Here is a 24,971-nt window from a genome sequence, read left to right on the forward strand (position 1 = left end):
TTACAGCGGCAGTTCGACGTCACCCTGACGTTTGGCCTGCAGGGTCAGCCAGCTCAGCAGCTCATGGCCCTGACGGTTATCTATCCACTGGTCGCCCTGCAGGGCAAAGTGGTGGCCGTTTTCCCGGGTGGCCAGCCAGATCTGATGCAGCGGCTCCTGCCGGTTAATGACAAACTGGACGCCGTTCTCAAAGGTCAGGTTCATGACGCCGCCCACGGTTTCACATTCAATGTCTTCACCGCTTTCATCAATACGTGCCTCAATATGCTCATAAATGGCATCCGCCAGAGCATGAAATTCACTGTCGTTCATTGCCCGCTTCCTATTGCTTTTGAGAATGTGAATGCGATTATAAGAGCCCTGAACCATATTCACAGTCATACGATGAACAAATTCAAGCTGACCGCACTGGTTGCGCTGGTTCTGGGCCTGTCGGCATGTGGCCTTAAAGGCCCGCTGACCCTGCCCGAAACCGAGCAGCAGCCCACTCAGGTTGAGCAGTCGTAAAGGAAACAACCTTGGATTATTTCAATTATCAGGATGATGGCCGCCTTTACGGTGAAGCCTGCGATCTCACCCGTCTGGCCGAGCAATACGGCACGCCGCTTTATGTGTATTCCCGCGCTACTCTGGAGCGCCACTGGAACGCCTTTGATCAGGCCGCCGGCGAGGTGGATCATCTGGTGTGCTATGCAGTGAAGGCTAACTCCAACCTGGCGGTGCTGAATGTGCTGGCGCGGCTGGGATCGGGCTTTGATATTGTCTCCGGTGGCGAGCTGAGCCGGGTTATTGCCGCCGGCGGCGATCCGAAAAAAGTGGTGTTTTCCGGGGTGGGCAAGCGCGAAGACGAAATTCGTCTGGGTCTGGAAAAAGGCATCTTCTGCTTTAACGTGGAGTCGGTAGCCGAGCTGGCGCGCATTAACGGTGTGGCTGCTGCCATGGGGGTAAAGGCCCCTGTGTCCATTCGGGTAAATCCGGATATCGACGCCGGCACTCATCCCTATATTTCCACCGGCCTGAAGGAAAACAAGTTCGGCATTCCCATCGAACAGGCGCGGAATATCTACCGCCAGGCCGCGGCCATGAGTCACCTCGATATTCACGGCGTAGACTGCCATATCGGCTCTCAGCTGACCGAGCTGTCGCCTTTTCTGGAGGCGGTCGACAAGCTGCTGGTGCTGATTGACGATCTCGCCGAAGACGGCATTCACATTAAACATCTGGATGTGGGCGGTGGTCTGGGCGTGCGTTACGACAACGAAACGCCGCCGGAGCCGCGCCATTACGCCGAAGAGCTGAAAAATCGCCTGCAGGGCCGCAATCTGACCCTGGTATTTGAGCCAGGCCGGGCCATTGCCGCCAACGCCGGTGTGCTGCTGACCAGAGTGGAGCACCTCAAGCCCGGTGAAGCCAAGAACTTCGCCATTGTGGATGCGGCCATGAACGACCTGATCCGGCCCGCACTTTACAGCGCCTGGCAGGCCATTATTCCGGTAGACAGCACTCTGGAGCGTCAGTCTGCGGTGTATGACATCGTTGGTCCCATCTGCGAGACCGGTGACTTTATCGGTAAAGACCGCGAACTGGCCATTACCGAAGGGGATCTGCTGGCGGTACGCTCTGCCGGTGCCTACGGCTTTGTGATGGCCTCCAACTACAACAGCCGCCCCCGGGCCGCTGAAGTGATGGTAGACGGTGAACAGGCCTTTGTGGTGCGTGAGCGCGAGCAGCTGGCGGACTTGTGGCGGGGCGAGCACCTGCTGCCCGAGGCCTGAACCATGAGCACGCTTCATTTCTCCAAAATGCAGGGGCTGGGCAACGACTTTATGGTGGTGGACGGCGTCACCCAGAAAGTCTTTTTCAATCCTGACGTGATCCGCCAGCTGGCGGATCGCAATTTTGGGGTGGGTTTTGATCAGCTGCTGCTGGTGGAACCGCCCTATGATCCCGAGCTCGACTTTCACTACCGCATCTTTAATGCCGATGGCTCCGAAGTGGAGCAGTGCGGCAACGGTGCCCGCTGCTTTGCCCGTTTTGTGCGGCTCAAGGGCCTGACCAACAAGGATCGCATTGCCGTCAGCACGCAAAAGGGCAACATAGTGCTGCAGCTGGAAAAGGACAATCAGGTCACCGTCAATATGGGGGTTCCCGAGTTTGATCCGGCCAATATTCCGTTCAAGGCCCAGAAGGCGGAAAAAACCTATCTGGTGCGCGCCCAGGACCAAACTGTGCTCTGTGGTGCCGTGTCCATGGGCAACCCCCACTGCGTGGTGGAAGTGGATGATATCAACACCGATCAGGTAGCCACCCTGGGGCCCGTGCTGGAAAACCACGAGCGCTTTCCGGCCCGGGTGAACGTGGGCTTTATGCAAGTTATCAACGCCCGTGAAATCAAGCTCAGGGTACACGAGCGCGGTGCCGGCGAAACCCTGGCCTGCGGCACCGGTGCCTGTGCTGCGGCGGTCATGGGCATGAGCTGGGGCAAGTTGTCGGAGCGGGTAAAGGTAGCGCTGCCCGGCGGCAGCCTTACCATCGCCTGGCAGGGCCCGGGCAAGCCGGTATTCATGACAGGCCCGGCCACTCATGTGTTTGACGGACAGATCTCCCTATGACCGATAAAAGCGCCCTGGCCGAGGCGGGGCTCGATGAAAGCCACATTGCCGATTACCTGGCCAGCCAGCCGGACTTTTTTGTGCGCCACCCCGGCCTGCTTGAGCAGCTGCGGCTGCCCCACGAGCAGCGGGGCAGTGTGTCGCTGGTGGAAGCCCGTATGGAGCGCCAGCGCCAGCGTATTCATCAGCTGGAAGAAGAAATCACTCAGCTGATGTCGGTGGCGGGCGAGAACGAGCGTATTTTTCGCGTTTACCTCGATATGTATCCTCGCCTGTTTGACTGCCGCACCCCAGCGGAGCTGGAGCAGCGCATTGCCCATGCTTTGCGGGAGCGGCTTCGTGTTACGGCGGTGCGGCTGGTGCCGGATGCCCGCTGGTGCAATCTGCCCAAAGCCCGGCCCGGCGAGCAGCTGGAAAAGCTCTATCGCGAGCGCATGGCAGGGCAGGACGTGTATCTGGGCCGGCTGGGCCGGGAAGAAAAACAGCGGCTGTTTGGTGATTCTCTGGTCAATTCCTGCGCCCTGATCCGCATTGGTCAGCAGGGCGAAATGGGCCTGCTGGCCTTTGGCAGTGCCGACAGCAGTCACTACCGCTCGGGCATGGATACCCTGATTATTCGCCAGCTGGCCGGCTTTCTGGCGCTGCTGCTGCCGCGCATGGTGGAACATGGCCACGCCTGAACTGGCTTCAGCCATTGATGACTTTCTCGATTATTTGCGGGTGGAGCGTCAGCTCAGCCCGCACACTCTGGACAACTACCGCCGGCACCTTACTGCCATCAGTGAGCAGCTGACCGAGCTGCATCTTGCCGGCTGGGGCGAACTGTCGGTGGCCCATGCCCGGGGGCTGGCCACCCGCATGCACAAACAGGGGCTGTCGCCCCGTTCCATTGCCGCCAAACTCAGCGCCCTGCGCAGTTTTTGCGACTGGCTGGTGCTGAATGGCCGGCTGGTGGCCAATCCCGCCAAGGGCGTGAGTGCGCCCAAGCAGGGCCGGCCCCTGCCCAAAAACCTGGATGTGGATGAACTGCATCAGCTGATGAACCTGGACGAGTCCGATGCGCTGGCGGTGCGGGACAGAGCCATCATGGAGCTGATGTATTCTTCCGGTCTGCGACTGGCGGAGCTGGTGGATCTTAATCTGAATGATGTGCAGTTTGCCGAACGTCAGGTCAGAGTCACGGGCAAGGGCAACAAGGAGCGCATTCTGCCGGTGGGGCGCATGGCGCTGGACTGGCTGCAAAAATGGCTGACGGTACGCCCCGAGCTGGCCGGCCCCGATGAGCCGGCCTTGTTTGTCAGCAAGCAGCGCCGGCGCATTACCCACCGCAGTGTGCAGCTGCGCCTGGCCAAACGGGGTCAGCAACAGGCACTGGCCGGTCATGTGCACCCCCACAAGCTGCGCCACTCCTTTGCCACCCACATGCTGGAGTCCAGCGGCGACCTGCGCGCGGTGCAGGAGCTGCTGGGCCACGCCGATCTGGCCACCACCCAGATTTACACCCATCTCGACTTTCAGCATCTGGCCAATGCCTACGACCAGGCCCACCCGCGCGCCAAACGTCGTAAGGATGAGGAGTAAGGCGGCCATTAAGTCCGTGCAATCACGTCGGTCAAAGGGCACTGCTTCTCCGGCACGCCGTGAACCCCTCCATGGGGGCTCCGCTGCGCCATCCCTGGCGCAGAGGGCGCGGCGAAGCAGACACCCTTTGCCCTCCTTGTTCACCACCGAGTTGCCAAATGACTCGCTGACAACCGACGCCAAGGCCAAACGAAGCCGCAGCTGGGATTGTGAAGCCGACCGTCAAATGCCAGGGATGGCATTTGCCGAGCGTCCCATGGAGGGGCTGGAAGCGTGTCGGCGGAGGTAACCCAGCTGCTGCTTCGCCGGCGAGGACGCTCAGACGGTTTTCGAGGCGTGAAGGGAAAGACGAAAGCAGGTTAGAATTCCTGCACTGACTTTTGAAACCGGAACTCATGCATGCGCTTTTACAAACGAATGGCACCGGTCAAGGTGCTCAGCTTTGATCTGGACGACACCCTCTACGACAACGTGCCGGTAATGACAGCAGCCGAGAACTGGCTGCTGCAGGCGCTGCGTAACGATTACCCGGAGTCCACTCTGCTGGGCAAGGACAATCTGGCGGCGATCAAACGCCGGCTGATTGCCGAAGAGCCGGCCCTGGCTCACGATGTCAGCGCCTGCCGGCTGCGTGTGCTGGCAGAAGGTCTGTGTCAGCAGGGGTTACCAAAAGATAAAGCGGAACAGCTGGCCGAGACCTTTTATCAGGGCTTTCTCGCCGAGCGGGGCAAAATAGTGGTGCCTGAGGCCACTCACAGAGTGCTGACCGCGCTTAAGGAAAAGTACCGGCTGGCGGTGATCACCAACGGCAATATGCCGCTGGAGCATACCGAGCTGGCACCCTATTTCGACATCGTGCTCAAGGCCGGCCCCCATGGCCGCATGAAGCCGGCACCGGACTTGTTTGACCGGCTGGCGCAGCAGGCCGGGGTGGACCACGGCGAGATTCTGCATATCGGCGATCATATTCGCACCGATGTGGCCGGTGCCGTGCACAGCGGCTGTCAGGCGGTGTGGCTCAACGACAACGGCCGCACCGAAGCGGATCTGCAGTGTTTGCCCCAGGTGGCCCTGACGCGGTTGGAGCATCTGCTCGAGCTGTTATAATCGCCGGCTTACAGCAATACACGATATTCGGGAAGGGGAAGGGGTAGCCTTAGCCAACCGTCGATGGCAGGGATGCCATCGTCGAGCATACATGGATGTACGTGCTGCGTGTTGGCGTTGGCTGCCTTTCCCCCTCCCGGCTGCACGGTATTGTCTTCAAATGAAAGACAGGAGTTGTGATGGATGTATCCAGCCTGCTTGACGGCATGAACGACAAGCAAAGAGAGGCGGTGGCCGCCCCTTCCCAGAATATGCTGGTGCTGGCCGGTGCCGGCAGCGGCAAGACCCGGGTGCTGGTGCATCGCATTGCCTGGCTGATGCAGGTGGAACAGGTGCCGGCCTCGGGCATACTGGCGGTCACCTTTACCAACAAGGCCGCCGCTGAAATGCGCAGCCGGGTGGAGCAACTGCTGGGCGGCCGCCTGTTCGGCCTCTGGCTGGGCACCTTTCACGGTCTGGCGCACCGGCTGTTGCGGGCGCACCATCTGGACGCCAACCTGCCCCAGGATTTTCAGATCCTCGACTCGGATGACCAGCTGCGCCTGCTTAAACGTATTCTCAAAAGCCTGAACCTGGATGAAAAGCAGTGGCCGCCGCGTCAGGTGGCTGGCTACATCAACGGCCGCAAGGACGAAGGTCTGCGCCCGGGTGATATTCAGGTGCTCAACGACCCGCTGCAAAAGACCTATCGCCAGATCTATCAGGTGTATCAGGAGACCTGTGACCGGGCCGGTTTGGTCGACTTTGCCGAGTTGCTGCTGCGCGCCCATGAGCTGTGGCTGTACAAGCCGCACATTCTGGCGCACTACCAGCAGCGCTTTCAGCACATTCTGGTGGACGAGTTTCAGGATACCAACAATATTCAGTATGCCTGGCTGCGCATGCTGGCAGGCGACAGCGCCCGGGTCATGATAGTGGGGGACGACGATCAGTCCATTTATGGCTGGCGCGGTGCCCGGGTGGAAAATATCTCCCGTTTTCTGCAAGACTTTCCCGGTGCCGAGACGGTGCGGCTGGAGCAGAACTACCGCTCCACCGGCACCATTCTCAAGGCCGCCAACCGGCTGATTGCCAACAATGCCGAGCGCATGGGCAAGGAGCTGTGGACCGAGGGCACCGAAGGTGAGCCCATTGCCGTGTACAGCGCCTTTAACGAGGTGGACGAGGCCCGCTTTGTGGTGGAGCGCATCAAGCAGTGGCGCAATCAGGACGGCAGCCTGAGCGACAGCGCTATTCTCTACCGCAACAACGCTCAGTCCCGGGTGCTGGAAGAAGCGCTTATTCAGGAGCGTATTCCCTACCGCATTTATGGCGGCCTGCGCTTTTTTGAACGGCAGGAAATCAAGGACGCCCTCGGCTACCTGCGGCTGATTAACAACAGAGGTGACGAGGCCTCGTTTGAGCGCATCGTCAACACGCCTACACGAGGCATTGGCGAGCGCACTCTAGGGCTTATTCGCGAGGCGGCCCGGGATCGGGAAGTGACCCTGTGGCGGGCGGCCTGGGTGCTGGTGGAGGAAAAGGTGCTGACCGGCCGGGCCGCTGCGGCGGTGAGCCGCTTTATCAATTTGATCAACCAGCTGGAAGACGACACTCGCGAGCTGCCGCTGCATGTGCAGACCGACAGGGTGATTGAGCTGTCGGGCCTCAAGGCCATGTATCAGGCCGAGAAGGGCGAAAAGGCCCAGTCCCGGGTGGAAAACCTCGAGGAGCTGGTCACCGCCACCCGCCAGTTCAGCCCGTCGGAAGAAGAAGACATGTCGCCGCTGTCGGCGTTTTTGTCTCACGCGGCGCTGGAGGCGGGCGAGGGCCAGGCGGATCAGTTTGACGATGCCGTACAGCTGATGACGCTGCACTCCGCCAAGGGGCTGGAGTTTCCGCTGGTGTTTATGGTGGGGGTGGAAGAGGGCATGTTCCCCAGCCAGCTGTCGGCGGAAGAAAGCAGCCGGCTGGAGGAAGAGCGCCGGCTGGCCTATGTGGGCATGACCCGGGCCATGGAAAAGCTCTACATCAGCCATGCCGAAAGCCGCCGCCTCTATGGCCGGGAAATGTTTCACCGCCCCAGCCGTTTTATCAAGGAGCTGCCCGCCGACTGCCTGGAAGAAATCCGGCTCAAGGCCAAGGTGACCCGTACCATTCCCAACGGTCGTTTCAGTCAGGATAGAGTGCAGGACACCTTTAACCAGACCGGCTTTCGCCTGGGCCAGCGAGTGCTGCATCCCAAGTTTGGAGAAGGAGTGGTGCTCAACTATGAAGGTGCCGGTGCTCAGAGCCGGGTGCAGGTCAACTTCGACGATGGCGGATCCAAATGGCTGGTCACCGCCTACGCCCGGCTGGAAGCCTTATAAAAGCAGCCGTCAGCTGTAAGTTGTCAGACTTTGTTGACCGCTTTTGAGTTGCGGTGTGGTTTTACTTCACGCTTTACCCGCCGCCGCTGGCGCAGGCCATCGGCAGAGTAGATGGCCAGTGCGGTCCAGATCAGGGCAAAGGTAATGACCTTGTCGGTGGTAAAGGCTTCGTCATAGACCAGCACCCCCAGCAGCAGCGCCAGGCTGGGGGCCAGATACTGAAAAAAGCCCAGGGTCGACAGCCGCAGCCGGCTGGCGGCACCGGCAAACAGCAACAGCGGCACGGTAGTGACCAGACCGGCGGCCAGCAGCAGCAGGTTGAGATCGGCGGGGTTGGCGGTGAGGTTGCCGGTAGCGGACTCAAACCCCCACAGCCACCACAGGGCAGGCACCAGCAGCACAGCCGTTTCCAGCAGCAGGCCGGTAAAGGGGTCCACCGGCACCTGCTTGCGAATCAGCCCATAGGTGCCGAACGACAATGCCAGCACCAAGGCCACCCAGGGCAGACTGCCAAATACCAGTAACTGCACCAGCACGCCAACGGCGGCCAGCGCTACCGCCAGCCACTGCAGTGGCCGGTAGCGCTCCTGCAGAAACACCATGCCCAGCACGATATTCAGCAGCGGATTGATGTAATAGCCCAGGCTGGCATCGAGAATATGGTTGTTGTTCACCGCCCAGATAAACACCAGCCAGTTGGTGCCGATCACCAGTGACGATACCAGCAGTAACAGCAATAACTTTGGCCGGCGCAGCAGCGCCCGCACCCGGGTCCAATAGCCCAGGGCGGTAATCAGCCCCAGCAACAACAAACAGGACCACACCACCCGGTGTGCCAGAATTTCCGGGGCCGGCACTTCGAGCAACTGCTTGAAATAAACAGGGGCCAGGCCCCACAGTAAATAGGCACACAGGGCGAGCAGAGCGCCGCGAGCGGATTGATCCTGTTCCATTTCGTATCATTAAAAATGAGTCAATAATGCAGTTTAATACCAGCTGTCACCGGCAACCAGTAACAAATGCAACTTTGTCGGCCGGGCTTGCGGTTTATTGTTTTCGCCCCCTGCCTTACAATGCCTGTTCATTTTTGCCCGGCTGACCGAGATGAATCCCGAAACCGAAGACACCGCTTCCGTCCCCATTCCCGACACTCCTCATGGTGTACTGCAACAGGTGTTCGGCTACCAGGACTTTCGCAAAGGTCAGCTGGAGATAGTCAAAGCCGCAGTGGCCGGGCGGGATGCCATGGTGATTATGCCCACCGGCGGTGGCAAGTCGTTGTGTTATCAGATACCGGCACTGTTGCGGCCCGGGCTGACGGTGGTGGTATCACCGCTGATCTCGCTGATGAAGGATCAGGTTGATACGCTGGTGGCCAACGGCGTGGCGGCGGCCTATATCAACAGCTCTCTCAGCCGGGAAACCATGCTGCGCCATTTTACTGCTCTGCGCCGGGGCGAGATCAAGCTGCTGTATGTGTCACCGGAGCGGTTGCTGCAGCACGAATTTATGGAGCGCCTCGGTGAGCTTGAGCTGTCCATGTTTGCCATCGATGAGGCGCACTGCATTTCTCAGTGGGGCCACGATTTTCGCCCCGAATATGCCGAGCTGGGCCGGCTTAAGCAGTGGTTTCCACATATTCCCATTATGGCGCTCACCGCCACCGCCGACGAAGCCACCCGTCAGGATATGCTGGGCCGGCTGAACCTGACCGAGCCGCTGATCCACATTGCCAGCTTTGACCGGCCCAATATTCGCTACACTCTGGTGGAAAAATTCAAGGGGCTGGATCAACTGGTGCGCTATGTGGCGGATCAAAGTGGTCAGTGCGGCATAGTCTATTGCTCCAGCCGCAAGCGGGTGGAAGAAGTGGCAGAACGGTTGTTGGCCCGGGGTCACAAGGCGGCCAGCTATCATGCCGGCCTGCCCCTGGAGCTGCGCCAGTCGGTGCAGGAGCGTTTTATTCGTGACGATCTCGACATAGTGGTAGCCACGGTGGCGTTCGGTATGGGCATCGACAAGCCCAATGTACGCTTTGTGGTGCACTACGACATTCCCAAAAATATCGAGTCCTACTATCAGGAAACCGGCCGGGGCGGGCGCGATGGTCTGCCGTCGGAAGCCATGCTGCTGTACGATCCGGCCGATGTGGGCCGGGTGCGCCGGCTGCTGGAAAACAGCGACAACGAACAGCAATTGCAGGTGGAGCTGTACAAGCTGAATGTGATGGCGGCCTTTGCCGAGTCACTTACCTGCCGGCGTCAGGTGCTGCTCAACTACTTTGGTGAATATCAGCGCGAGCCCTGCGGCAACTGCGATATTTGTCTGGATCCGCCCAAACGCTACGACGGCACCGAAGACGCGCAAAAGGCGCTGTCCTGCGTCTATCGCACCGGCCAGCGCTTTGGCGTGCTCTATGTGGTGGAAGTGCTGCGCGGTGCCGATACTCAGCGGGTGCGGGAACACGGTCACGATAAACTATCGACCTACGGCATTGGTAAGGATAAAAGTCAGGAGCACTGGGTCAGCGTGCTGCGCCAGCTTATTCACTCCGGCCTGCTCACTCAGAATATTACCCGCAATATGGTGTTACAGCTGACCGAGGCGGCAAGACCGGTGCTGCGCGGTGAGGTGCGGCTTGAGCTGGCCGAGCCCCGGCTGGTGCGGGTGAAGCAGAAAGACAAGGCCGAAGCCGGTCTGTCCCGGGCGGAAGACAGGGCTCTGTTCAAGGCACTGAGACAGTTGCGCAAGCAGCTGGCAGAAGAAGCCGATGTGCCGCCCTATGTGGTATTTAATGACGCCACGCTCACTGATATGGCCCGTTACCGGCCTAAAACCGAGAGTGAACTGCTGGGCATTAACGGTGTGGGGGTGCGCAAGCTGGAACGTTTTGGTGAGGCGTTTCTTGAGCTGCTGCGGCGGGAAGGCTGAGGCTAAAAATAAAGGTCCGCATGTGCGGACCTGTCGCCTTGCAGAATGAGCGATTACAGGCTGGCGTAGTAGGCCGCCAGATCTTCCATATCCTGCTCGGACAGTGGCATGGCCATGGGTGCCATGATGGCGTTATTACGCTCACCGTTTTTGAATGCTTTCAGCTGGCTTACGATATAAGCAGCTTTCTGACCGGCCAGGTTAGGGTAGATATCCATCTGAGAAATACCTTCGGCACCGTGGCAGGCTGCGCAGACGGCAGACTTGGCTTTGCCGGCTTCGGCATCACCGGCGGCAAAGGCCGGGGCACTGATCATGGCCATTACAGCGGCAGCTGTCATCAGTTTCTTCATCATAGAACTCCGTTATTATTAATTCACTAATTGCTTCCGGGCTCAGCTTTTGAGCAGTGGCAGTATACGTTAAGCTGAGGCGAACAATGAAACCCTTTGACGAGTCTCAAGGTGATAATGTGCTAATAGACAACCAATATGCAAGTTTTGAGTGGGCCGGCTCCAGAGTTGCACCCACATCACTGGATTCTGCCAGGTTGTTGCTGGTTAACTATGACCTTGCTGATGAGCTGGGGCTTTCATTAAGCGACCAGCAGTGGCTGGAGCTGACCAGTGGTCAGCAGCTGCTGCCGGGCATGGTGCCTTTTGCTCAGGTATACGCCGGCCACCAGTTTGGCGGTTTCAGCCCGCGGCTGGGAGACGGGCGGGCCCTGCTGCTGGGGGAAGTGATCACGCCGGCCGGTGAGCGCTGGGATCTGCATTTGAAAGGCGCAGGCAAAACCCCTTATTCCCGCTTTGGTGACGGTCGTGCCGTGCTGCGTTCTTCGCTCAGGGAATATCTGGCCTCGGAAGCCATGCACCATCTTGGCATTCCCACCACCCGGGCGCTGTCTTTGGTAGGCAGTGACGAGCCGGTATACAGAGAGCAGACTGAAACCGGTGCTGCCCTGTTGCGTACCGCGGCCAGCCATCTGCGCTTTGGCCACTTTGAATACTTTTATTACAGCAGCCAGCCCGAGCGTATTCCCGAGCTGCTGAACTATCTGATAGACACTCAATGGCCGGATCTGGCCAAAAGCCCGCAAGGCTACGCCGAGCTGTTTGAGCGGGTGGTGATGCGCACCGCCGGGCTGATTGCTCAGTGGCAGGCGGCCGGCTTTTGCCACGGGGTAATGAATACCGACAATATGTCGATGCTGGGCCTGACTCTGGATTATGGCCCTTATGGTTTTCTTGATGCCTATGATCCCGATCATATCTGTAATCATTCCGATCACGGTGGCCGCTATGCCTACGATCAGCAGCCGGCGGTGGGGCTGTGGAATTTGCAGCGGCTGGCCCAGGCGCTGTCTGGCCATATTGAGCTGGAAACCCTGCAGCAGTCGCTGGGCAAATATGAGCATGCCTTGCTGAGCCGCTATTCTGAACTGATGCGACAAAAACTGGGGCTTGAGCAGTGGCGGGAAGAAGATCCGGCCCTGTTCCGGGACATGTTCAGCCTGATGGCCGAACATAAAGTGGATTACAGCTGCTGGTTTCGGCGGCTGGCGCTGCTTGAATCCGAGGGCGAGCTGCCGAAAAGCTTGCTGGCCTTGTTGCCCGCCCCTGATGCCTGGCAGGACTGGTTTGCCCGCTACCGGGCAAGACTGGCGCAGGAAAACCTCACTCAGGCCGAGCGTCGGGCAGCCATGGACGCGGTCAACCCCAAATACGTGTTGCGCAACCATCTGGCTCAGCGCGCCATTGAGCAGGCGGAGCAGGGCGATATGGCCGAAGCCGATACCCTGTTGCAGCTGCTGGCCGCGCCCTTTGATGAGCAGCCGGGGTTTGAGCACTATGCCGAGCCGGCCCCGGAGTGGGCGGCATCCCTTTGTATTTCATGCAGTTCCTGATGATGAACCCATTAAAAAGCGATACCAGTTTAAGCATTGAAACCTTTCCCGACTGGGCCAATGCGTTGGCCCGGGCACTGGAGCTGATCGTGCTGGAGCGGGAAGCAGGTGCCGATTATCACCAGTGGCTGGTGGATTTTGAAGGCAGCCGGCTGTTTCTGTGCTTTCAGCATTATAGCGATTGCGCCTGGCTGGAAGCATTAAGTGCACAGGATGAAGCCGTGGCGCTCTGGCTCACCGCACAGTGGAACCGCAGGTAATCAGGCCGGGCTTTTTACTTCAAATGAAGACAAGTGGCTAAAAAACCGCTAGAATGCGGCGGTTTTTCATTGCTTACCCGCAATGGGTTCCCTAACCCCATTTATCAAAAAGGTGATACATGATCTCCGCTCAACAGTACCGCTCGGCGCTGATACGCCTGTCTTTGTTCCATATTGCCGTGATTGCTGCCAGTAACTATCTGGTGCAGCTGCCCTTTACCCTGTTTGGTTTTCATACCACCTGGGGCGCACTCAGCTTTCCTTTTATTTACCTGGCCACGGATCTGACGGTGCGGATTTTTGGTGCTGATCTGGCCCGGCGTATTATTTTTGCGGTCATGCTGCCGGCGCTGGTCAGCTCTTATGTGCTGTCGGTGCTGTTTTTCGAGGCCAGCTATCAGGGCCTGGGATCGCTGACAGAATTCAATCTGTTTGTGGCCCGTATCGCCCTGGCCAGCTTTATGGCCTATGTGCTGGGGCAGATTATGGATGTGTCGGTGTTTAACCGGTTGAGGCAAATCAAGGCCTGGTGGGTGGCCCCCACCTGCTCCACCATTTTCGGTAACCTGGTTGATACCCTGGCCTTTTTCAGCCTGGCATTCTGGCGCTCGCCGGATCCCTTTATGGCCGAGCACTGGGTAGAAATAGCCTGGGTGGACTACGGCTTCAAGCTGGTGTTCAGCCTGGGCCTGTTTGTGCCCGCCTATGGTCTGCTGCTGAAATACCTGAGCCGTCGCATTCTTGGCGACGACCAAGCGGCACTGCAAACCAGCCGTTAATTACTGTGCAGAAGAATACAGGAATAGGGGTTGCAATAAGTAATGATAACGATTATCGTTAACTTGCTTTCCAAACAAGGCCCCATTCAGCAGTAGGGCGCGACCGTTTTTGAAGGCACGACATTGCTCACATTGCTTCCAGAGTATTTAGGCCGGCTTATTGCCGGCCCTTTTTTGTATTGTAGGCCCGAATTTATTCGGGCAAGCGGGCTAACAGGCGATACGGGTGTCCCGACAAATCGGGACTGGAGCAAGAGGCTGGGGTTACATTTCTAAAAGGCGCTTCACCAGTTTGCCAATGCCGGTGTCGGCTTCGGTAATGTTTTTTGCCAGCATATAGGCGGGGGTGGAAATCACCTTGTGGCGTTCGTCTTCCACCATATCCGTCACGGCACAGCCGATATGCTCACCGCCCATGGCCATAAAGGCGTCTGCCACGGCAGCATCTGTGCCTGCCGTTCCTTTTACTCCGGCCGGATACACTTTTGGGATCAGCACAGGAGCAATGCAGCAGTAGCCGGCAGGCTTGCGGGCACGAGCAAAGGCTTTGCATACCGCCAGTACTTCCTTGTCGACCTCACATTCCGCCCCTTTAAAGGCAAAATTACACAGATTTTTAGCTACGCCAAAGCCACCGGGCAGCAGCAGAGCATCAAAGTCGTCGGCATTGAGTTCGCTCAGGGGCTGAATATCGCCCCGGGCGATGCGGGCGGCTTCGGTCAGCACATTGCGCTGTTCACTACTTTCTTCACCGGAAGCATGGTTCAGCACATGATGCTGAGGCTTGTCGGGAGCAAAGCACTGATAGCGGGCACCATTGCGGGCCAGGTGCAGCAGGCACAGTACCGCCTCGTGAATTTCTGCGCCGTCATACACGCCGCAGCCGCTCAGAATTACGGCAACTTTTTTCATGTTGTGCTCCTTACTGGTGTGAAATTAATGATGCCGGCAGCAAAACCGCCGGCTTGTGCTAGCCTTATTGCGTTTAATCCTGATGCAATATTTCATTACTGTCGATTTTCCACAATTCAGGATCTGTTATCAATACGCTGCTTAACAATATAAGCTTATGAAATAAAACAACTAATTTAAATTCCCCGGATCCAGATCGGATCATCCTTTCACAGAGTTATCCACAGGATCAACCGGCATTGCCGTGGAGTCCGGCGGCCTGCTGTGGCATGCTAGCGGCCAACGCAATAACGAGAAGACGCCATGGTTGCCATTCCTGCCAAACCCCTGATCCTGGTTGATGGATCCTCTTATCTTTATCGTGCCTATTTTGCTTCTCAGCAAGCGGATCTGCGCACCAGCGATGGCCGGCCCACCGGTGCCATTCGTGTGGTTACCAATATGCTGCGCAGCCTGCACAAGCAGTTTCCCGACTCAAGAGTAGCAGTGGTATTCGACGCCAAGGGCAAAACCTTTCGCGATGAGATTTATTCGGAATACAAGGCACACCGGCCGTCCATGCCGGATGATCTGCGTGAGCAAATTAAGCCCATTCACGACATTATCCGTGCCATGGGATTGCCCCTGCTGATCGAAGAAGGAGTGGAAGCAGACGATGTGATTGGTACCCTGGCCCGGCAGGCCACCGAGCAGCAGCTGGATGTGGTGATCAGTACCGGTGACAAGGATATGGCCCAGCTGGTATCGAATCATGTGCTGCTGATGGATACCATGAAGAACAGCTTTCTCGATCGGGACGGCGTGGTGGAAAAATTTGGTGTGCCGCCGGAGCTGATTATCGATCTGCTGGCGCTGGTAGGCGACAAGGTAGACAACATTCCCGGCATGCCCGGTGTGGGTGAGAAAACGGCACTGGCGCTGCTGCAGGGGCTGGGCTCCATCAACGACATTGCCGCCAATACCGACAAAATTGCCGAGCTGGGCTTTCGCGGATCCAAGTCGTTTGCCGCCAAGTTCGTCGAGCACGAGCAGCAGGTACGGCTGTCTTATACCCTGGCTACCATCAAGACTGATGTGGAGCTGGACGTGGGGCCGGCGGATCTGCAGCAAAGCGAGCCCGATACCGAGGCCTTGCGCGCTCTTTATCAAGAGTTTGAATTCCGTAATCTGCTGGCTGAGCTGGATCCCGCCACTCAGGAAGAAGCGCCAGTGGCGGCGGCCATGGAAACCGATTATCAGCTGGTGACCGAGCAGGCGCAGCTGAATGCGTGGATTAAAAAGCTGGAAGCCGCGCCTCTGTTTGCCTTTGATACCGAGACTACCAGTCTCAGCTACCGGGATGCCCGTGTGGTAGGGGTATCATTTGCAGTAGAAGCCGGACAGGCGGCCTATGTGCCTTTTGGTCACGATTATCTGGATGCACCCGAGCAGCTGAGCGAAGAAACCGTGCTCGGTGCGCTCAAGCCGTTACTGGAAGATGAGAGCCGCATCAAACTGGGTCAGAATCTGAAGTACGATATCAATGTGCTGAAAAATCACGGCATTCACATGAAGGGCACGCTGCTCGATACCATGCTGGAGTCTTATGCTCTCAACTCGGTGCAGACCCGGCACGATATGGACAGCCTGGCGGCATTTTTCCTTAATCACAGCACCACACCGTTTGAAGCCATTGCCGGCAAGGGAGCCAAGCAGCTGACCTTTAACCAGATCCCACTGGAGCAGGCCGGGCCCTATGCGGCGGAAGATGCTGACATTACTCTGCGGCTGCACCATCATCTGGCGGAAAAACTGGCTGCCGAGCCGTCTCTTGAAAGCGTATTTAATGACATTGAAATGCCGCTGGTACCCATTCTTGCCGGAATGGAATACACAGGCGTGCGCATCGACGGCAAGCTGCTGGCCATTCAGAGTGATGAAATTGCCAAACGGCTGAAAGAGCTGGAGCTGGAAGCCCACGAACTCGCCGGTGAGCCCTTTAATCTCAGCTCTCCCAAGCAGCTTGGCGAGATTCTGTTCACCAGGCTGGAACTGCCGGTGATCAAAAAAACGCCCAAGGGTGCGCCTTCTACCGCCGAAGAAGTACTGCAGGAGCTGGCGCTGGATTACCCTTTGCCCAAATTACTGATGGAATACCGGGTACTTAGCAAGCTCAAGTCCACTTATACCGACAAGCTGCCCCAGATGATGAATGAGCACAGCGGCCGGGTGCATACCTCTTATCATCAGGCTAATACTGCCACCGGCCGGTTGTCGTCGTCAGATCCCAACCTGCAGAACATTCCCATCCGCACACCGGAAGGACGCCGCATTCGCCAGGCCTTTGTGGCTGAAAAGGGCTACAAGCTGGTAGCGGCAGACTACTCCCAGATAGAGCTGCGCATTATGGCGCATCTGTCTCAGGACAAGGGACTGCTCACGGCCTTTGCTGAAGGTCAGGATATTCACAGGGCCACCGCCGCCGAGGTGTTTGGTGTGGATCTTGAAGCGGTGACCAGCGAACAGCGCCGCCGGGCCAAAGCCATTAACTTTGGCCTGATCTACGGCATGAGCGCTTTTGGTCTGGCCCGCCAGCTGGGCATTGGCCGGAATGAAGCCCAGGAATACATGAATATCTACTTTGAACGTTATCCGGGTGTGCTGCGCTATATGGAAGAAACCCGCGAGCAGGCCAGCGAGCTGGGCTATGTGTCCACCCTGTTTGGCCGTCGCCTGTATCTGCCGGAGATCAAATCCAAAAATGGTGCCCGGCGCAAGGGCGCTGAGCGCGCCGCTATCAACGCTCCCATGCAGGGCACGGCGGCCGATATCATTAAAAAAGCCATGGTGCTGGTAAACGACTGGATAACACAGTTACCCGAAGACGATGTGCGTATGCTGATGCAGGTTCACGATGAACTGGTATTTGAAATTCGCGAAGACAAGGCAGAAGATTACCGGCAGAAAATTTGCGAACTGATGCAGCAGGCGGCCAGTCTGGATGTGCCGCTGCTGGTGGAAGCCGGTGTGGGTGATAACTGGGATCAGGCTCACTAATGCGATAAAAAATAACGATAGTGAAATAAACTTACGTTATAGTGGCAGCAGGTACAGAGGCAGTAGTCCATGCTGCCAAGCTTTTTGCATTTTATTAATATGCTGCTCAGGCCGCCTTCAGCGTTTTTAGCTGAGGGCGTTTTTTTTGCCTGCAATCCACCTCTTCTTTTGTATACAACAAAAAATTTATGTTACTAAATTACAGTTGGTGTGTTTCAACTCTGCCGGCTGGCAATTAAACGGTGGGCTGGGTATGATTTCTGTCATTGGTCGGGGTGCCGAAAGGCCGAGATGGCAATTATTGCCGAACCCGTTGAACCTGATCCAGCTCATACTGGCGTAGGGAACCGATGGCTGTGGCCTTATGGTTTTCGCGCCCAGATAAAGGACCATAAGGACATGCACAGCAGCAAAGCCATTATTCTTTCCATTGCCGGCTCCGACAGCGGCGGCGGTGCCGGCGTTCAGGCCGACATTAAAGCCATCTCCGCCACTGGCGGTTACGCTTGTTCGGTGATTACCGCCATTACCGCTCAGAACACGCAAAAAGTCTCGGCGGTACATCCGGTTCCCCAGGATATGATTCGCGCCCAGCTAGAGGCGGTATTCAGTGATCTGCCGGTAGCCGCGGTCAAGGTAGGTATGCTGGGTGATGCGGATACCATTAATACGGTGGCTGACGCGCTTGAGGCCTACCGGCCTCAGCACCTGGTGGTGGACCCGGTCATGGTCAGTGCCAACGGCGATATGCTGCTGGCTCCTGACGCAGTGAACAGTCTCAAACAGCGGCTGTTGCCGCTGGCGGATGTGATCACCCCCAATCTGCCGGAGGCTGCCTGCCTTACCGGCAGGGACATACCCGCGTCACTGCGGGAAGTGGAGCCGCTGATCGCTGCCCTGATCGAGCTGGAGTGCCGGGCTGTGCTGCTGAAAGGTGGTTTTTTGCAGCAGGAGCCGCGCAGCCCCGACTGGCTGATCAACGGTGCCGATGTGCGCTGTTTTGATACTCCCCGCGTGATTACCGCCAACACCCATGGCACCGGCTGCACCCTGTCCGGCGCATTGGCGTCCTATCTGGCTCAGGGCCTGGAGCTTGAGCTGGCGGTAGCGTCTGCCAAGCATTATATCGAAAGAGCCATTGAAGCCGGCGCTCGTCTGAAAGTAGGGCAGGGCCGAGGGCCGGTGGAGCATTTTTTTGCCCGCTGAACACAGTGCAAATGTCCCGGCCCGCTTGCGTCCGGCCGGGGCGGCTTGTAGTATTCCTTGCGATGATAATCAATAACAACGAATTAACGCATTGATCGTTAATCGAAATAAGTCACTGCTATAGTCTGCATTCTAAGTCTCTCCTTTCTATTTGCCGATCCTTACGCCCCTGAACGGGCCTGAAAAGGAGCCTTGCGTATGCTTGTTGCCGTTTTGGCAGGTTTTGTTCTCGCCGCCCTGGTGCCCATGTTGAGCTCCCGGCTGGGCCAGTATATTGGCTGGTTTCTGGCGGTATTACCCGCGAGTCTGTTTGTTTATTTTGCCGGTTTCTGGCCTCTCATTACCGCGGGTGAGACGCTTCAGTTTCACTATCAGTGGATTCCCAGTCTTGATATCGGCCTGAGTTTTCTGCTCGACGGCCTCAGCCTGATGTTTGCGCTGCTGATCACCGGTATTGGTACCTTTATTCTGATCTACGGCGGCCGCTATCTGGAGGGCAACAAGGACAGGCACAAGCTGCTGATGTACCTGCTGGCCTTTATGAGCGCCATGCTGGGAGTCGTGCTCTGTAGCAATTTGATCGGGTTGTTTGTGTTCTGGGAGCTGACCAGTATTACTTCCTATCTGCTGATTGGTTTTAACCATGAGCAGGAAAAGTCGCGCAAGGCGGCACTGCAGGGCTTGTTTGTCACTATGGGTGGCGGCCTGGCACTGATGACAGGCCTGATCATGCTGGGCTGGATGGCCGGCAGCTATGAGCTGACCGAGGTGCTGGCGCAGGGCCCTGCACTGCAACAGCATCCGCTGTTTTTGCCCATGATGATATTGATCCTGGCGGGCACCTTCACCAAGTCGGCGCAGTTCCCGTTTCACTTCTGGCTGCCCAATGCCATGGCCGCGCCCACGCCGGTCAGCGCCTATTTGCATTCCGCCACCATGGTTAAGGCGGGCGTGTTTCTGATGGCCCGGCTGCAGCCGGTCATGGCGGGCCATGATGCCTGGATGCTGACGCTGTCGGTGTTGGGGGCTGTTACCATGACGGTGGGTGCCCTCATGTCGGTATGCAGCACAGATCTGAAACGCATTCTGGCCTATTCCACCATTATGGCGCTGGGCACCCTGACCATGCTGATTGGCATCGGCACGCCGGTGGCGCTGAAAGCGGCCATGATTTTTCTGCTGGCTCATGCGTTGTACAAAGGTGCGCTCTTTATGGCTGCCGGTACCCTGGATCATGCCACCGGTACCAAGGATGTGCGCGAGCTGGGCGGGCTGGCCCGGCTGATGCCACAAACGGCCCTGTTTTTGTGGGTGGCGGCCTTGTCACTGGCGGGTATACCGCCGCTGTTTGGTTTTATTGCCAAAGAGCTGATGTTTGAGGCGGCCTTGGGTGCCCGCGCCCTGTCTGTGCTGCTGGTGGTGCTGGCATTGGTCACGGCTGTGGCTATTGTGGCTGCCAGTGCCCTGGTGGCCATCAAACCTTTCTTCGGCAAGCTGAAACCCACTCCAAAAACGCCTCACGAAGCTCCCCTTGCCATGCGTCTGGGCTTTAGTGCGCTGGCAGTCTTAAGTCTGGTGCTGGGGTTGTTGCCCGGTTTGGCTGAGCCGCTGCTGACGGCGGCGGTCACTGCCATCAGCGGGGCACCGGCGGGAAATCTGGATCTGGCGCTGTGGCACGGCATTAATCTGCCGCTGCTGTTCAGTGCTGCCGCGCTGGTGGCCGGTGCTTTGCTGTACCGTCGCTGGAGCCGTATTTATCAGCCGCTGGGCAAGGTGCTGTATCCACTGGCCTACGGTCCGGAACGGGGCTATGAGCATATGATGGACGGCCTGGTGCGGCTGGCCCGCTGGCAGACCCATGTCCTGCAGAACGGCTACATGACCAACTACATCATGACCATACTGCTGACTACCATAGGTCTGCTGATATATGCCTTCTGGGCGCATGACGCCTTTATCTACTCACTGTCGTTTGAAGGGGTTTATCTCTACGAAGTGGTGATCAGTCTGCTGATGATGGTGGCGGTCATTTATGTCTGCTCCACTCATCTGCGTCTGGGAGCCGTGGCCGCGGTAAGTGTGCTGGGCTTTTCCATGGCGCTGATTTATGTGTTTTTCAGTGCGCCGGATCTGGCTATTACTCAGATATTGGTAGAAACCCTGACGGTCATTCTGCTGGTACTGGTGCTGTTCCGTCTGCCCGGTTTTCAGGATCTTTCCAGCACGCGCACCCGCTGGCGGGATGCGACTGTAGCCGGTGTATTTGGTGTGCTGGTGACCATGATGGTGTTAACCGTGAACCAGTCTTCGCTGGGCGAAGGCATCAGCAGTTACCTGATAGCTAACAGCTATGACATAGCCCATGGCCGCAACATAGTGAACGTGATCCTGGTGGACTACCGGGCGCTGGATACTCTTGGAGAAATTTTTGTGCTGGCGCTGGCAGCCATCGGTGTGAACGCCATGATCCGCTTTCGTTGGGAGGAACACCGCTGATGATAGGCTCGTCTCTGATATTACAGACCGCCACCCGCTTTCTGGTGCCGTTATTGCTGCTGTTTGCGGTGTATCTGCTGCTGCGCGGCCATAACGAACCCGGCGGTGGCTTCATTGCCGGCCTGGTGGCATCCGGGGCCTTTGCTCTGCATATGTTTGCCTTTGATGCCAGCAGCACCCGCAAGCTGATGGGAGTGGAAAGCCAGCTGCTGATGGGTTGTGGTCTGCTGCTGGCGCTGGCCAGCGGTGTGGTGGGCATGGTGCTGAAAGGTCAGCCGTTTTTGTCCAGCCAGTGGTGGACAGTGTGGCTGCCTGGCATTGGTGATCTCAAGCTGAGTACGCCGCTGTTTTTTGATATCGGTGTATTTTTGGTGGTTATCGGTGTGGTGACCACCATTATGCTGTCCCTGGCCAAGGTGGAGGAATAAATGGAAAACCTGTTTGCCTTTGTGGTGGGCGGCCTTTATGCCACCGCGCTTTATATGATGCTGCGACGCAGCGTAGTGAAACTGGTGATCGGCCTTATTATTCTGTCTAATGCCGCTAACCTGCTGATCTTTACCAGCGGCGGTCTGGTGCGGGGCGCGCCACCTCTGATTCCGCAGGGGCTGAGCGTACCGGTGAAAGCCATTGCCGATCCGCTGCCGCAGGCGTTGATCCTGACCGCCATTGTGATCAGTTTTGGGGTGCTTGCCTTTGCCGTGGTGTTGATCCACCGGGCATATGAAGTGATTGGCGCCGATGATGTTAACGAAATGAAGAGCACCGATTCGTGAAACCAGAAGTCGTGATACCCATCCTTATTCCCATGCTGGCAGGGGCCTTGTGTCTTACCTGCTGGCGCTGGCGCAATGTGCAGCGCTGGATTTCCGTATTCTCCGGTGCCGGTTTGCTGGTGGCCTCTGTGGTATTGCTGCAAAAGGTACAGACAGACGGCATTCAGGTGGCCCATATGGGCAGCTGGCCGGCCCCCTATGGCATCAGTCTGGTGGCCGATCTGCTCAGTGCCATTATGGTGGTGGTCACCGGTATTATCGGTCTGGCAGTGGCGGTGTATTCGCTGGCCACCATGACCCGCAGCCACGAAGCCTTTGGTTACTATCCTCTGCTGCATCTGATGCTGGCAGGCGTAGTAGGGGCTTTTCTTACCGGAGATATCTTCAACCTTTATGTGTGGTTCGAGATACTGCTGATCGCCTCTTTTGGTCTGATGATTCTGGGGGGTGAGCGGGCCCAGATGGAAGGGGCCATCAAGTATGTGACCCTGAACCTGATTTCCTCGGCCATGTTCCTTACCGCAGTCGGGCTGCTCTATGGCTATGCCGGTACCCTGAATATGGCGGATCTGGCAGTAAAGCTGAACGGTGCCGATCAGGCCGGGCTGGTGACTGTCATAGCCATGCTGTTTCTGGTGGCCTTTGGCATCAAGGCGGCGGCGTTTCCGCTGTTTTTCTGGCTGCCGGCGTCCTACCACACACCACCGGTGGCCATTTCGGCGGTGTTTGCCGGTCTGCTCACCAAGGTGGGGGTGTATGCGCTGTATCGAGTGTTCAGTCTGATTTTTGTGCAGGATACCGGCTTTACCCACGGCACAGTGCTGATGGCCATGGGTATTTTCACCATGGTAACCGGCGTACTGGGGGCGGCGGCCCAGTTTGAAGTGCGGCGCATTCTCTCGTTTCACATTATCAGTCAGATTGGTTACATGCTGGTGGGGCTGGCGCTGTTCACGCCGCTGGCCATTGCTGGCGGGGTGTTCTATATCTTTCACCACATCATAGTGAAGACCAATCTGTTTCTGATCAGCGGCATTATGTATCGCTATCACGGCAGTTATGATCTGGCTCATCTGGGGGGCCTGTATCGCTCGGCTCCCTGGCTGGCGGCGCTGTTTCTGGTACCGGCCATGTCACTGGCGGGGCTGCCGCCGCTGTCGGGCTTTTTTGCCAAGTTTACCGTGATCAAGGCCGGCGTGATTGAAGGCCACTGGCTGATGGTGACCATGGCGCTGATAGTGGGTCTGCTGACGCTGTATTCCATGATCAAGATCTGGGCTGAAGCGTTCTGGAAAAAACTGCCCAATGACGCCAAGCCACTGCGTGGTGAGCGGGATCCGCATCTGTATGTGCTGTATGCGCCTGTTGCCGTGCTGGCGCTGATGACCCTGACCATCGGTTTTGGTGCCGAGTGGTTTGTGCAGCTGGCCATGGCCACGGCGGAGCAACTGACGTCACCGTCGGTCTATATCAATGCCGTGCTGGGAGGAAGCCAATGAAAGCCTTTGGATGGAATATGCTGCTGGCGCTGGCCTGGGTTGCGCTGTCCGGTAATTACACCATCAGCAATCTGGTAATTGGAGTGCTGCTCAGCTATCTGGTGCTGGCCTATGTGGGCCGGGACAAACCCACCTTTGCCCGCTATTTCGGCAAGGCACCACGTATTATCAGCTTTGCGCTTTTCTTTATCTGGGACCTGATAAAGTCTAATGCCCGCGTGGCTTACGATGTGCTGACGCCCACCCACTTAATGCGCCCGGGCGTGATTGCCATTCCGCTGGATCTGAAAGATGAAGGGGGCATTACCATTCTGGCCAACCTGATCACCGCCACGCCGGGCTCGCTGGCGCTGGATGTCTCCAGTGACCGCCGAGTGCTGTATGTGCATCTGATGTATCTGGAAGATGAGTCCCGCCAGCTGGCGGAGTTCAAGGCCCTTGAGGCCCGTGTTATTGATTTGCTGGGATAAGCCATGTTTGAACTTGCTCTTACCCTGTCGTTTGTGTTTTTGAGTCTGGGTCTGGTACTGGCCACGGCACGACTGCTGATTGGCCCCACACTGCCGGATCGGGTGGTGGCGCTGGAGGTCATTGCCTCCATGACCATTGGTTTTATTCTGCTGTACAGTGTGGCCTTTGATGAGCCGGTATTGATTGATGTGGTGATCGTGCTGGCGCTGACCTCCTTTATGGCGGCAGTAGGCTTTGCACGATATCTGGAGCGGGGAGGCCAGCGTGATGATGACTGAGATAATGACCGGTGCCTTGCTGTTGCTGGGATCCTTTCTGATGCTGCTGGCGGGGGTGGGCATCATGCGCATGCCCGATCTGCTTACCCGCATGCATGCTACCAGTAAGGCCGGTGCGCTGGGCGCGGGCCTGATGGCCTGTGCCTTTGCGGTCTATTTTCCTCAGGCCAGCCTGGTGGTGCGGGCGCTGGCGGTGGTGGTGTTTGTGATTATGACCGCTCCGGTAGCCGCCCATGTGCTGGCCCGGGCCGGTTATTTTGTGGGCATCAGACTATGGGAAGGCACGGTAAAAGACGTGATTAAAGAGCGCTACGATCTGAAAACCCACAAGCTCGGCAGCTCGGCGCGCAAGCACGACGACTAGCCCGTTATCTATGCCCCGGCAGCGCGCCAGATAGCCCGAATCTGCTCTGGCAGTGCCATGGGATCAAAGGGTTTGGCAATTACATCAACGGCACCCAGTACCTTGTAGGCGGCAATTTCCTGAGGCTGCATTTTGGCGGTCATAAAAACGGCGGGAACCTGTGCCAGCGCAGGTTGCCGGCGCAGGGCCGCCAGGGTGCCGGGGCCGTCCATGCCCGGCATCATGACATCCAGCAGTATCATGTCCGGCGCAAAAGCGGCAGCCTCGGCCAGTGCCTGCTCACCCGAGGCACACAGCAGCACCGTAAAACCGCCCACCATTTCCAGCGTCAGCCGGGCAATGTCGCCAATGTCCTCGTCGTCTTCGACATATAAGATGCGTTCAAGTATCCCTGTATTTTTCATTGATC

Annotated in this window: 25 protein-coding genes and 1 riboswitch; of the genes, 20 read left to right on the top strand and 5 right to left on the bottom strand. The window is 57.6% G+C overall.

Going from position 1 to position 24,971, the window contains the following annotated elements:
- Complete coding sequence (gene cyaY / locus G364_RS0108110; protein WP_019934644.1) at positions 1-312, bottom strand: iron donor protein CyaY; 312 nt, start codon at positions 310-312, stop codon at positions 1-3.
- Positions 313-384: 72 nt separating this feature from the next.
- On the opposite strand from cyaY, the gene lptM reads away from it, so the two are divergent.
- The 7 genes from lptM to uvrD all read left to right on the top strand — a co-directional run bounded on the left by lptM (position 385) and on the right by uvrD (position 7,648).
- Positions 385-507, top strand: a complete 123-nt coding sequence (gene lptM / locus G364_RS17295) for an LPS translocon maturation chaperone LptM (protein WP_019934645.1) — start codon at positions 385-387, stop codon at positions 505-507.
- Positions 508-518: 11 nt separating this feature from the next.
- A complete protein-coding gene (gene lysA / locus G364_RS0108120) occupies positions 519-1,775 on the top strand; it encodes a diaminopimelate decarboxylase (RefSeq protein ID WP_019934646.1) in 1,257 nt (418 codons plus the stop codon).
- Between the two features lie 3 nt (positions 1,776-1,778).
- Entirely contained in the window at positions 1,779-2,612 is an 834-nt protein-coding gene (gene dapF, locus G364_RS0108125; protein WP_083928710.1) for a diaminopimelate epimerase, read from the top strand.
- Positions 2,609-3,292 (top strand): DUF484 family protein, encoded by a 684-nt coding sequence (locus tag G364_RS0108130; protein ID WP_019934648.1) that lies wholly within the window; start codon positions 2,609-2,611, stop codon positions 3,290-3,292. The genes dapF and G364_RS0108130 overlap by 4 nt, the downstream gene beginning before the upstream one ends.
- Positions 3,279-4,193 (top strand): tyrosine recombinase XerC, encoded by a 915-nt coding sequence (xerC, locus tag G364_RS0108135; protein WP_019934649.1) that lies wholly within the window; start codon positions 3,279-3,281, stop codon positions 4,191-4,193. Before G364_RS0108130 ends, xerC begins: the two co-directional genes overlap by 14 nt.
- A gap of 399 nt (positions 4,194-4,592) precedes the next feature.
- Positions 4,593-5,300: an HAD-IA family hydrolase gene (locus G364_RS0108140; RefSeq protein WP_019934650.1), complete on the top strand. Its 708-nt coding sequence runs from the start codon at positions 4,593-4,595 to the stop codon at positions 5,298-5,300.
- A gap of 179 nt (positions 5,301-5,479) precedes the next feature.
- Positions 5,480-7,648: a DNA helicase II gene (gene uvrD / locus G364_RS0108145; protein WP_019934651.1), complete on the top strand. Its 2,169-nt coding sequence runs from the start codon at positions 5,480-5,482 to the stop codon at positions 7,646-7,648.
- A gap of 23 nt (positions 7,649-7,671) precedes the next feature.
- Here the strand turns inward: uvrD and rarD are convergent, their stop codons facing one another.
- Entirely contained in the window at positions 7,672-8,601 is a 930-nt protein-coding gene (rarD, locus tag G364_RS0108150) for an EamA family transporter RarD (RefSeq protein ID WP_019934652.1), read from the bottom strand.
- Between the two features lie 151 nt (positions 8,602-8,752).
- Here rarD and recQ point away from each other — a divergent pair, with 151 nt between their 5' ends.
- Positions 8,753-10,579, top strand: coding sequence for a DNA helicase RecQ (recQ, locus tag G364_RS0108155; RefSeq protein ID WP_040614569.1), 1,827 nt, complete (start codon positions 8,753-8,755; stop codon positions 10,577-10,579).
- A gap of 53 nt (positions 10,580-10,632) precedes the next feature.
- On the opposite strand, the gene G364_RS0108160 is transcribed toward recQ, so the two are convergent.
- Positions 10,633-10,932, bottom strand: a complete 300-nt coding sequence (locus tag G364_RS0108160) for a c-type cytochrome (RefSeq protein ID WP_019934654.1) — start codon at positions 10,930-10,932, stop codon at positions 10,633-10,635.
- An 86-nt stretch (positions 10,933-11,018) separates the two neighbouring features.
- Here G364_RS0108160 and G364_RS0108165 point away from each other — a divergent pair, with 86 nt between their 5' ends.
- The 3 genes from G364_RS0108165 (at position 11,019) to G364_RS0108175 (ending at position 13,524) form a co-directional block, all read left to right on the top strand.
- Positions 11,019-12,485: a protein adenylyltransferase SelO gene (locus G364_RS0108165; RefSeq protein WP_019934655.1), complete on the top strand. Its 1,467-nt coding sequence runs from the start codon at positions 11,019-11,021 to the stop codon at positions 12,483-12,485.
- A complete protein-coding gene (locus G364_RS0108170) occupies positions 12,485-12,745 on the top strand; it encodes a DUF3630 family protein (RefSeq protein ID WP_040614570.1) in 261 nt (86 codons plus the stop codon). Before G364_RS0108165 ends, G364_RS0108170 begins: the two co-directional genes overlap by 1 nt.
- Before the next feature lie 119 nt (positions 12,746-12,864).
- Positions 12,865-13,524 (top strand): 7-cyano-7-deazaguanine/7-aminomethyl-7-deazaguanine transporter, encoded by a 660-nt coding sequence (locus tag G364_RS0108175; protein WP_019934657.1) that lies wholly within the window; start codon positions 12,865-12,867, stop codon positions 13,522-13,524.
- Positions 13,525-13,788: 264 nt separating this feature from the next.
- On the opposite strand, the gene elbB is transcribed toward G364_RS0108175, so the two are convergent.
- A complete protein-coding gene (gene elbB / locus G364_RS0108180; RefSeq protein ID WP_019934658.1) occupies positions 13,789-14,436 on the bottom strand; it encodes an isoprenoid biosynthesis glyoxalase ElbB in 648 nt (215 codons plus the stop codon).
- A 303-nt stretch (positions 14,437-14,739) separates the two neighbouring features.
- Here elbB and polA point away from each other — a divergent pair, with 303 nt between their 5' ends.
- The 9 genes from polA (at position 14,740) to mnhG (ending at position 24,562) form a co-directional block, all read left to right on the top strand.
- A complete protein-coding gene (gene polA / locus G364_RS0108185; RefSeq protein WP_019934659.1) occupies positions 14,740-17,472 on the top strand; it encodes a DNA polymerase I in 2,733 nt (910 codons plus the stop codon).
- Positions 17,473-17,733: 261 nt separating this feature from the next.
- A riboswitch (TPP riboswitch) is annotated at positions 17,734-17,835 on the top strand.
- A 36-nt stretch (positions 17,836-17,871) separates the two neighbouring features.
- Positions 17,872-18,678, top strand: a complete 807-nt coding sequence (thiD, locus tag G364_RS0108190) for a bifunctional hydroxymethylpyrimidine kinase/phosphomethylpyrimidine kinase (protein ID WP_019934660.1) — start codon at positions 17,872-17,874, stop codon at positions 18,676-18,678.
- Positions 18,679-18,876: 198 nt separating this feature from the next.
- Positions 18,877-21,174, top strand: a complete 2,298-nt coding sequence (locus tag G364_RS0108195) for a putative monovalent cation/H+ antiporter subunit A (RefSeq protein WP_019934661.1) — start codon at positions 18,877-18,879, stop codon at positions 21,172-21,174.
- A complete protein-coding gene (locus G364_RS0108200) occupies positions 21,174-21,602 on the top strand; it encodes a Na+/H+ antiporter subunit B (protein WP_019934662.1) in 429 nt (142 codons plus the stop codon). The genes G364_RS0108195 and G364_RS0108200 overlap by 1 nt, the downstream gene beginning before the upstream one ends.
- Positions 21,603-21,950, top strand: coding sequence for a Na+/H+ antiporter subunit C (locus G364_RS0108205; protein ID WP_019934663.1), 348 nt, complete (start codon positions 21,603-21,605; stop codon positions 21,948-21,950). It abuts the gene before it with no gap.
- The gene (locus G364_RS0108210; protein ID WP_040614559.1) at positions 21,947-23,449 is read left to right on the top strand and encodes a Na+/H+ antiporter subunit D; all 1,503 of its coding nucleotides are present in this window, start codon (positions 21,947-21,949) and stop codon (positions 23,447-23,449) included. The genes G364_RS0108205 and G364_RS0108210 overlap by 4 nt, the downstream gene beginning before the upstream one ends.
- Positions 23,446-23,919, top strand: a complete 474-nt coding sequence (locus G364_RS0108215) for a Na+/H+ antiporter subunit E (protein ID WP_019934665.1) — start codon at positions 23,446-23,448, stop codon at positions 23,917-23,919. The genes G364_RS0108210 and G364_RS0108215 overlap by 4 nt, the downstream gene beginning before the upstream one ends.
- Positions 23,920-23,922: 3 nt before the next feature.
- Entirely contained in the window at positions 23,923-24,198 is a 276-nt protein-coding gene (locus G364_RS0108220; protein ID WP_019934666.1) for a cation:proton antiporter, read from the top strand.
- Positions 24,188-24,562 carry a monovalent cation/H(+) antiporter subunit G gene (gene mnhG, locus G364_RS0108225; RefSeq protein ID WP_211212434.1) on the top strand — a complete coding sequence of 125 codons (375 nt, stop codon included), beginning with the start codon at positions 24,188-24,190 and terminating at the stop codon, positions 24,560-24,562. Before G364_RS0108220 ends, mnhG begins: the two co-directional genes overlap by 11 nt.
- A gap of 8 nt (positions 24,563-24,570) precedes the next feature.
- Here mnhG and G364_RS0108230 read toward each other — a convergent pair whose 3' ends face one another.
- Positions 24,571-24,966 (bottom strand): response regulator, encoded by a 396-nt coding sequence (locus tag G364_RS0108230; protein ID WP_019934668.1) that lies wholly within the window; start codon positions 24,964-24,966, stop codon positions 24,571-24,573.
- Positions 24,967-24,971: the final 5 nt, after the last annotated feature.

It is taken from the genome of Oceanimonas smirnovii ATCC BAA-899 (genome assembly GCF_000381965.1).
Taxonomy (GTDB): domain Bacteria; phylum Pseudomonadota; class Gammaproteobacteria; order Enterobacterales; family Aeromonadaceae; genus Oceanimonas; species Oceanimonas smirnovii.

Coding starts and splice junctions, on each gene's coding strand:
- cyaY (WP_019934644.1), bottom strand. CDS start 312: ATGAACGACAGTGAATTTCATGCTCTGGCGGATGCCATTTATGAGCAT.
- lptM (WP_019934645.1), top strand. CDS start 385: ATGAACAAATTCAAGCTGACCGCACTGGTTGCGCTGGTTCTGGGCCTG.
- dapF (WP_083928710.1), top strand. CDS start 1,779: ATGAGCACGCTTCATTTCTCCAAAATGCAGGGGCTGGGCAACGACTTT.
- G364_RS0108130 (WP_019934648.1), top strand. CDS start 2,609: ATGACCGATAAAAGCGCCCTGGCCGAGGCGGGGCTCGATGAAAGCCAC.
- xerC (WP_019934649.1), top strand. CDS start 3,279: ATGGCCACGCCTGAACTGGCTTCAGCCATTGATGACTTTCTCGATTAT.
- G364_RS0108140 (WP_019934650.1), top strand. CDS start 4,593: ATGCGCTTTTACAAACGAATGGCACCGGTCAAGGTGCTCAGCTTTGAT.
- uvrD (WP_019934651.1), top strand. CDS start 5,480: ATGGATGTATCCAGCCTGCTTGACGGCATGAACGACAAGCAAAGAGAG.
- rarD (WP_019934652.1), bottom strand. CDS start 8,601: ATGGAACAGGATCAATCCGCTCGCGGCGCTCTGCTCGCCCTGTGTGCC.
- recQ (WP_040614569.1), top strand. CDS start 8,753: ATGAATCCCGAAACCGAAGACACCGCTTCCGTCCCCATTCCCGACACT.
- G364_RS0108160 (WP_019934654.1), bottom strand. CDS start 10,932: ATGAAGAAACTGATGACAGCTGCCGCTGTAATGGCCATGATCAGTGCC.
- G364_RS0108165 (WP_019934655.1), top strand. CDS start 11,019: ATGAAACCCTTTGACGAGTCTCAAGGTGATAATGTGCTAATAGACAAC.
- G364_RS0108170 (WP_040614570.1), top strand. CDS start 12,485: ATGATGAACCCATTAAAAAGCGATACCAGTTTAAGCATTGAAACCTTT.
- G364_RS0108175 (WP_019934657.1), top strand. CDS start 12,865: ATGATCTCCGCTCAACAGTACCGCTCGGCGCTGATACGCCTGTCTTTG.
- elbB (WP_019934658.1), bottom strand. CDS start 14,436: ATGAAAAAAGTTGCCGTAATTCTGAGCGGCTGCGGCGTGTATGACGGC.
- polA (WP_019934659.1), top strand. CDS start 14,740: ATGGTTGCCATTCCTGCCAAACCCCTGATCCTGGTTGATGGATCCTCT.
- thiD (WP_019934660.1), top strand. CDS start 17,872: ATGCACAGCAGCAAAGCCATTATTCTTTCCATTGCCGGCTCCGACAGC.
- G364_RS0108195 (WP_019934661.1), top strand. CDS start 18,877: ATGCTTGTTGCCGTTTTGGCAGGTTTTGTTCTCGCCGCCCTGGTGCCC.
- G364_RS0108200 (WP_019934662.1), top strand. CDS start 21,174: ATGATAGGCTCGTCTCTGATATTACAGACCGCCACCCGCTTTCTGGTG.
- G364_RS0108205 (WP_019934663.1), top strand. CDS start 21,603: ATGGAAAACCTGTTTGCCTTTGTGGTGGGCGGCCTTTATGCCACCGCG.
- G364_RS0108215 (WP_019934665.1), top strand. CDS start 23,446: ATGAAAGCCTTTGGATGGAATATGCTGCTGGCGCTGGCCTGGGTTGCG.
- G364_RS0108220 (WP_019934666.1), top strand. CDS start 23,923: ATGTTTGAACTTGCTCTTACCCTGTCGTTTGTGTTTTTGAGTCTGGGT.
- mnhG (WP_211212434.1), top strand. CDS start 24,188: ATGATGACTGAGATAATGACCGGTGCCTTGCTGTTGCTGGGATCCTTT.
- G364_RS0108230 (WP_019934668.1), bottom strand. CDS start 24,966: ATGAAAAATACAGGGATACTTGAACGCATCTTATATGTCGAAGACGAC.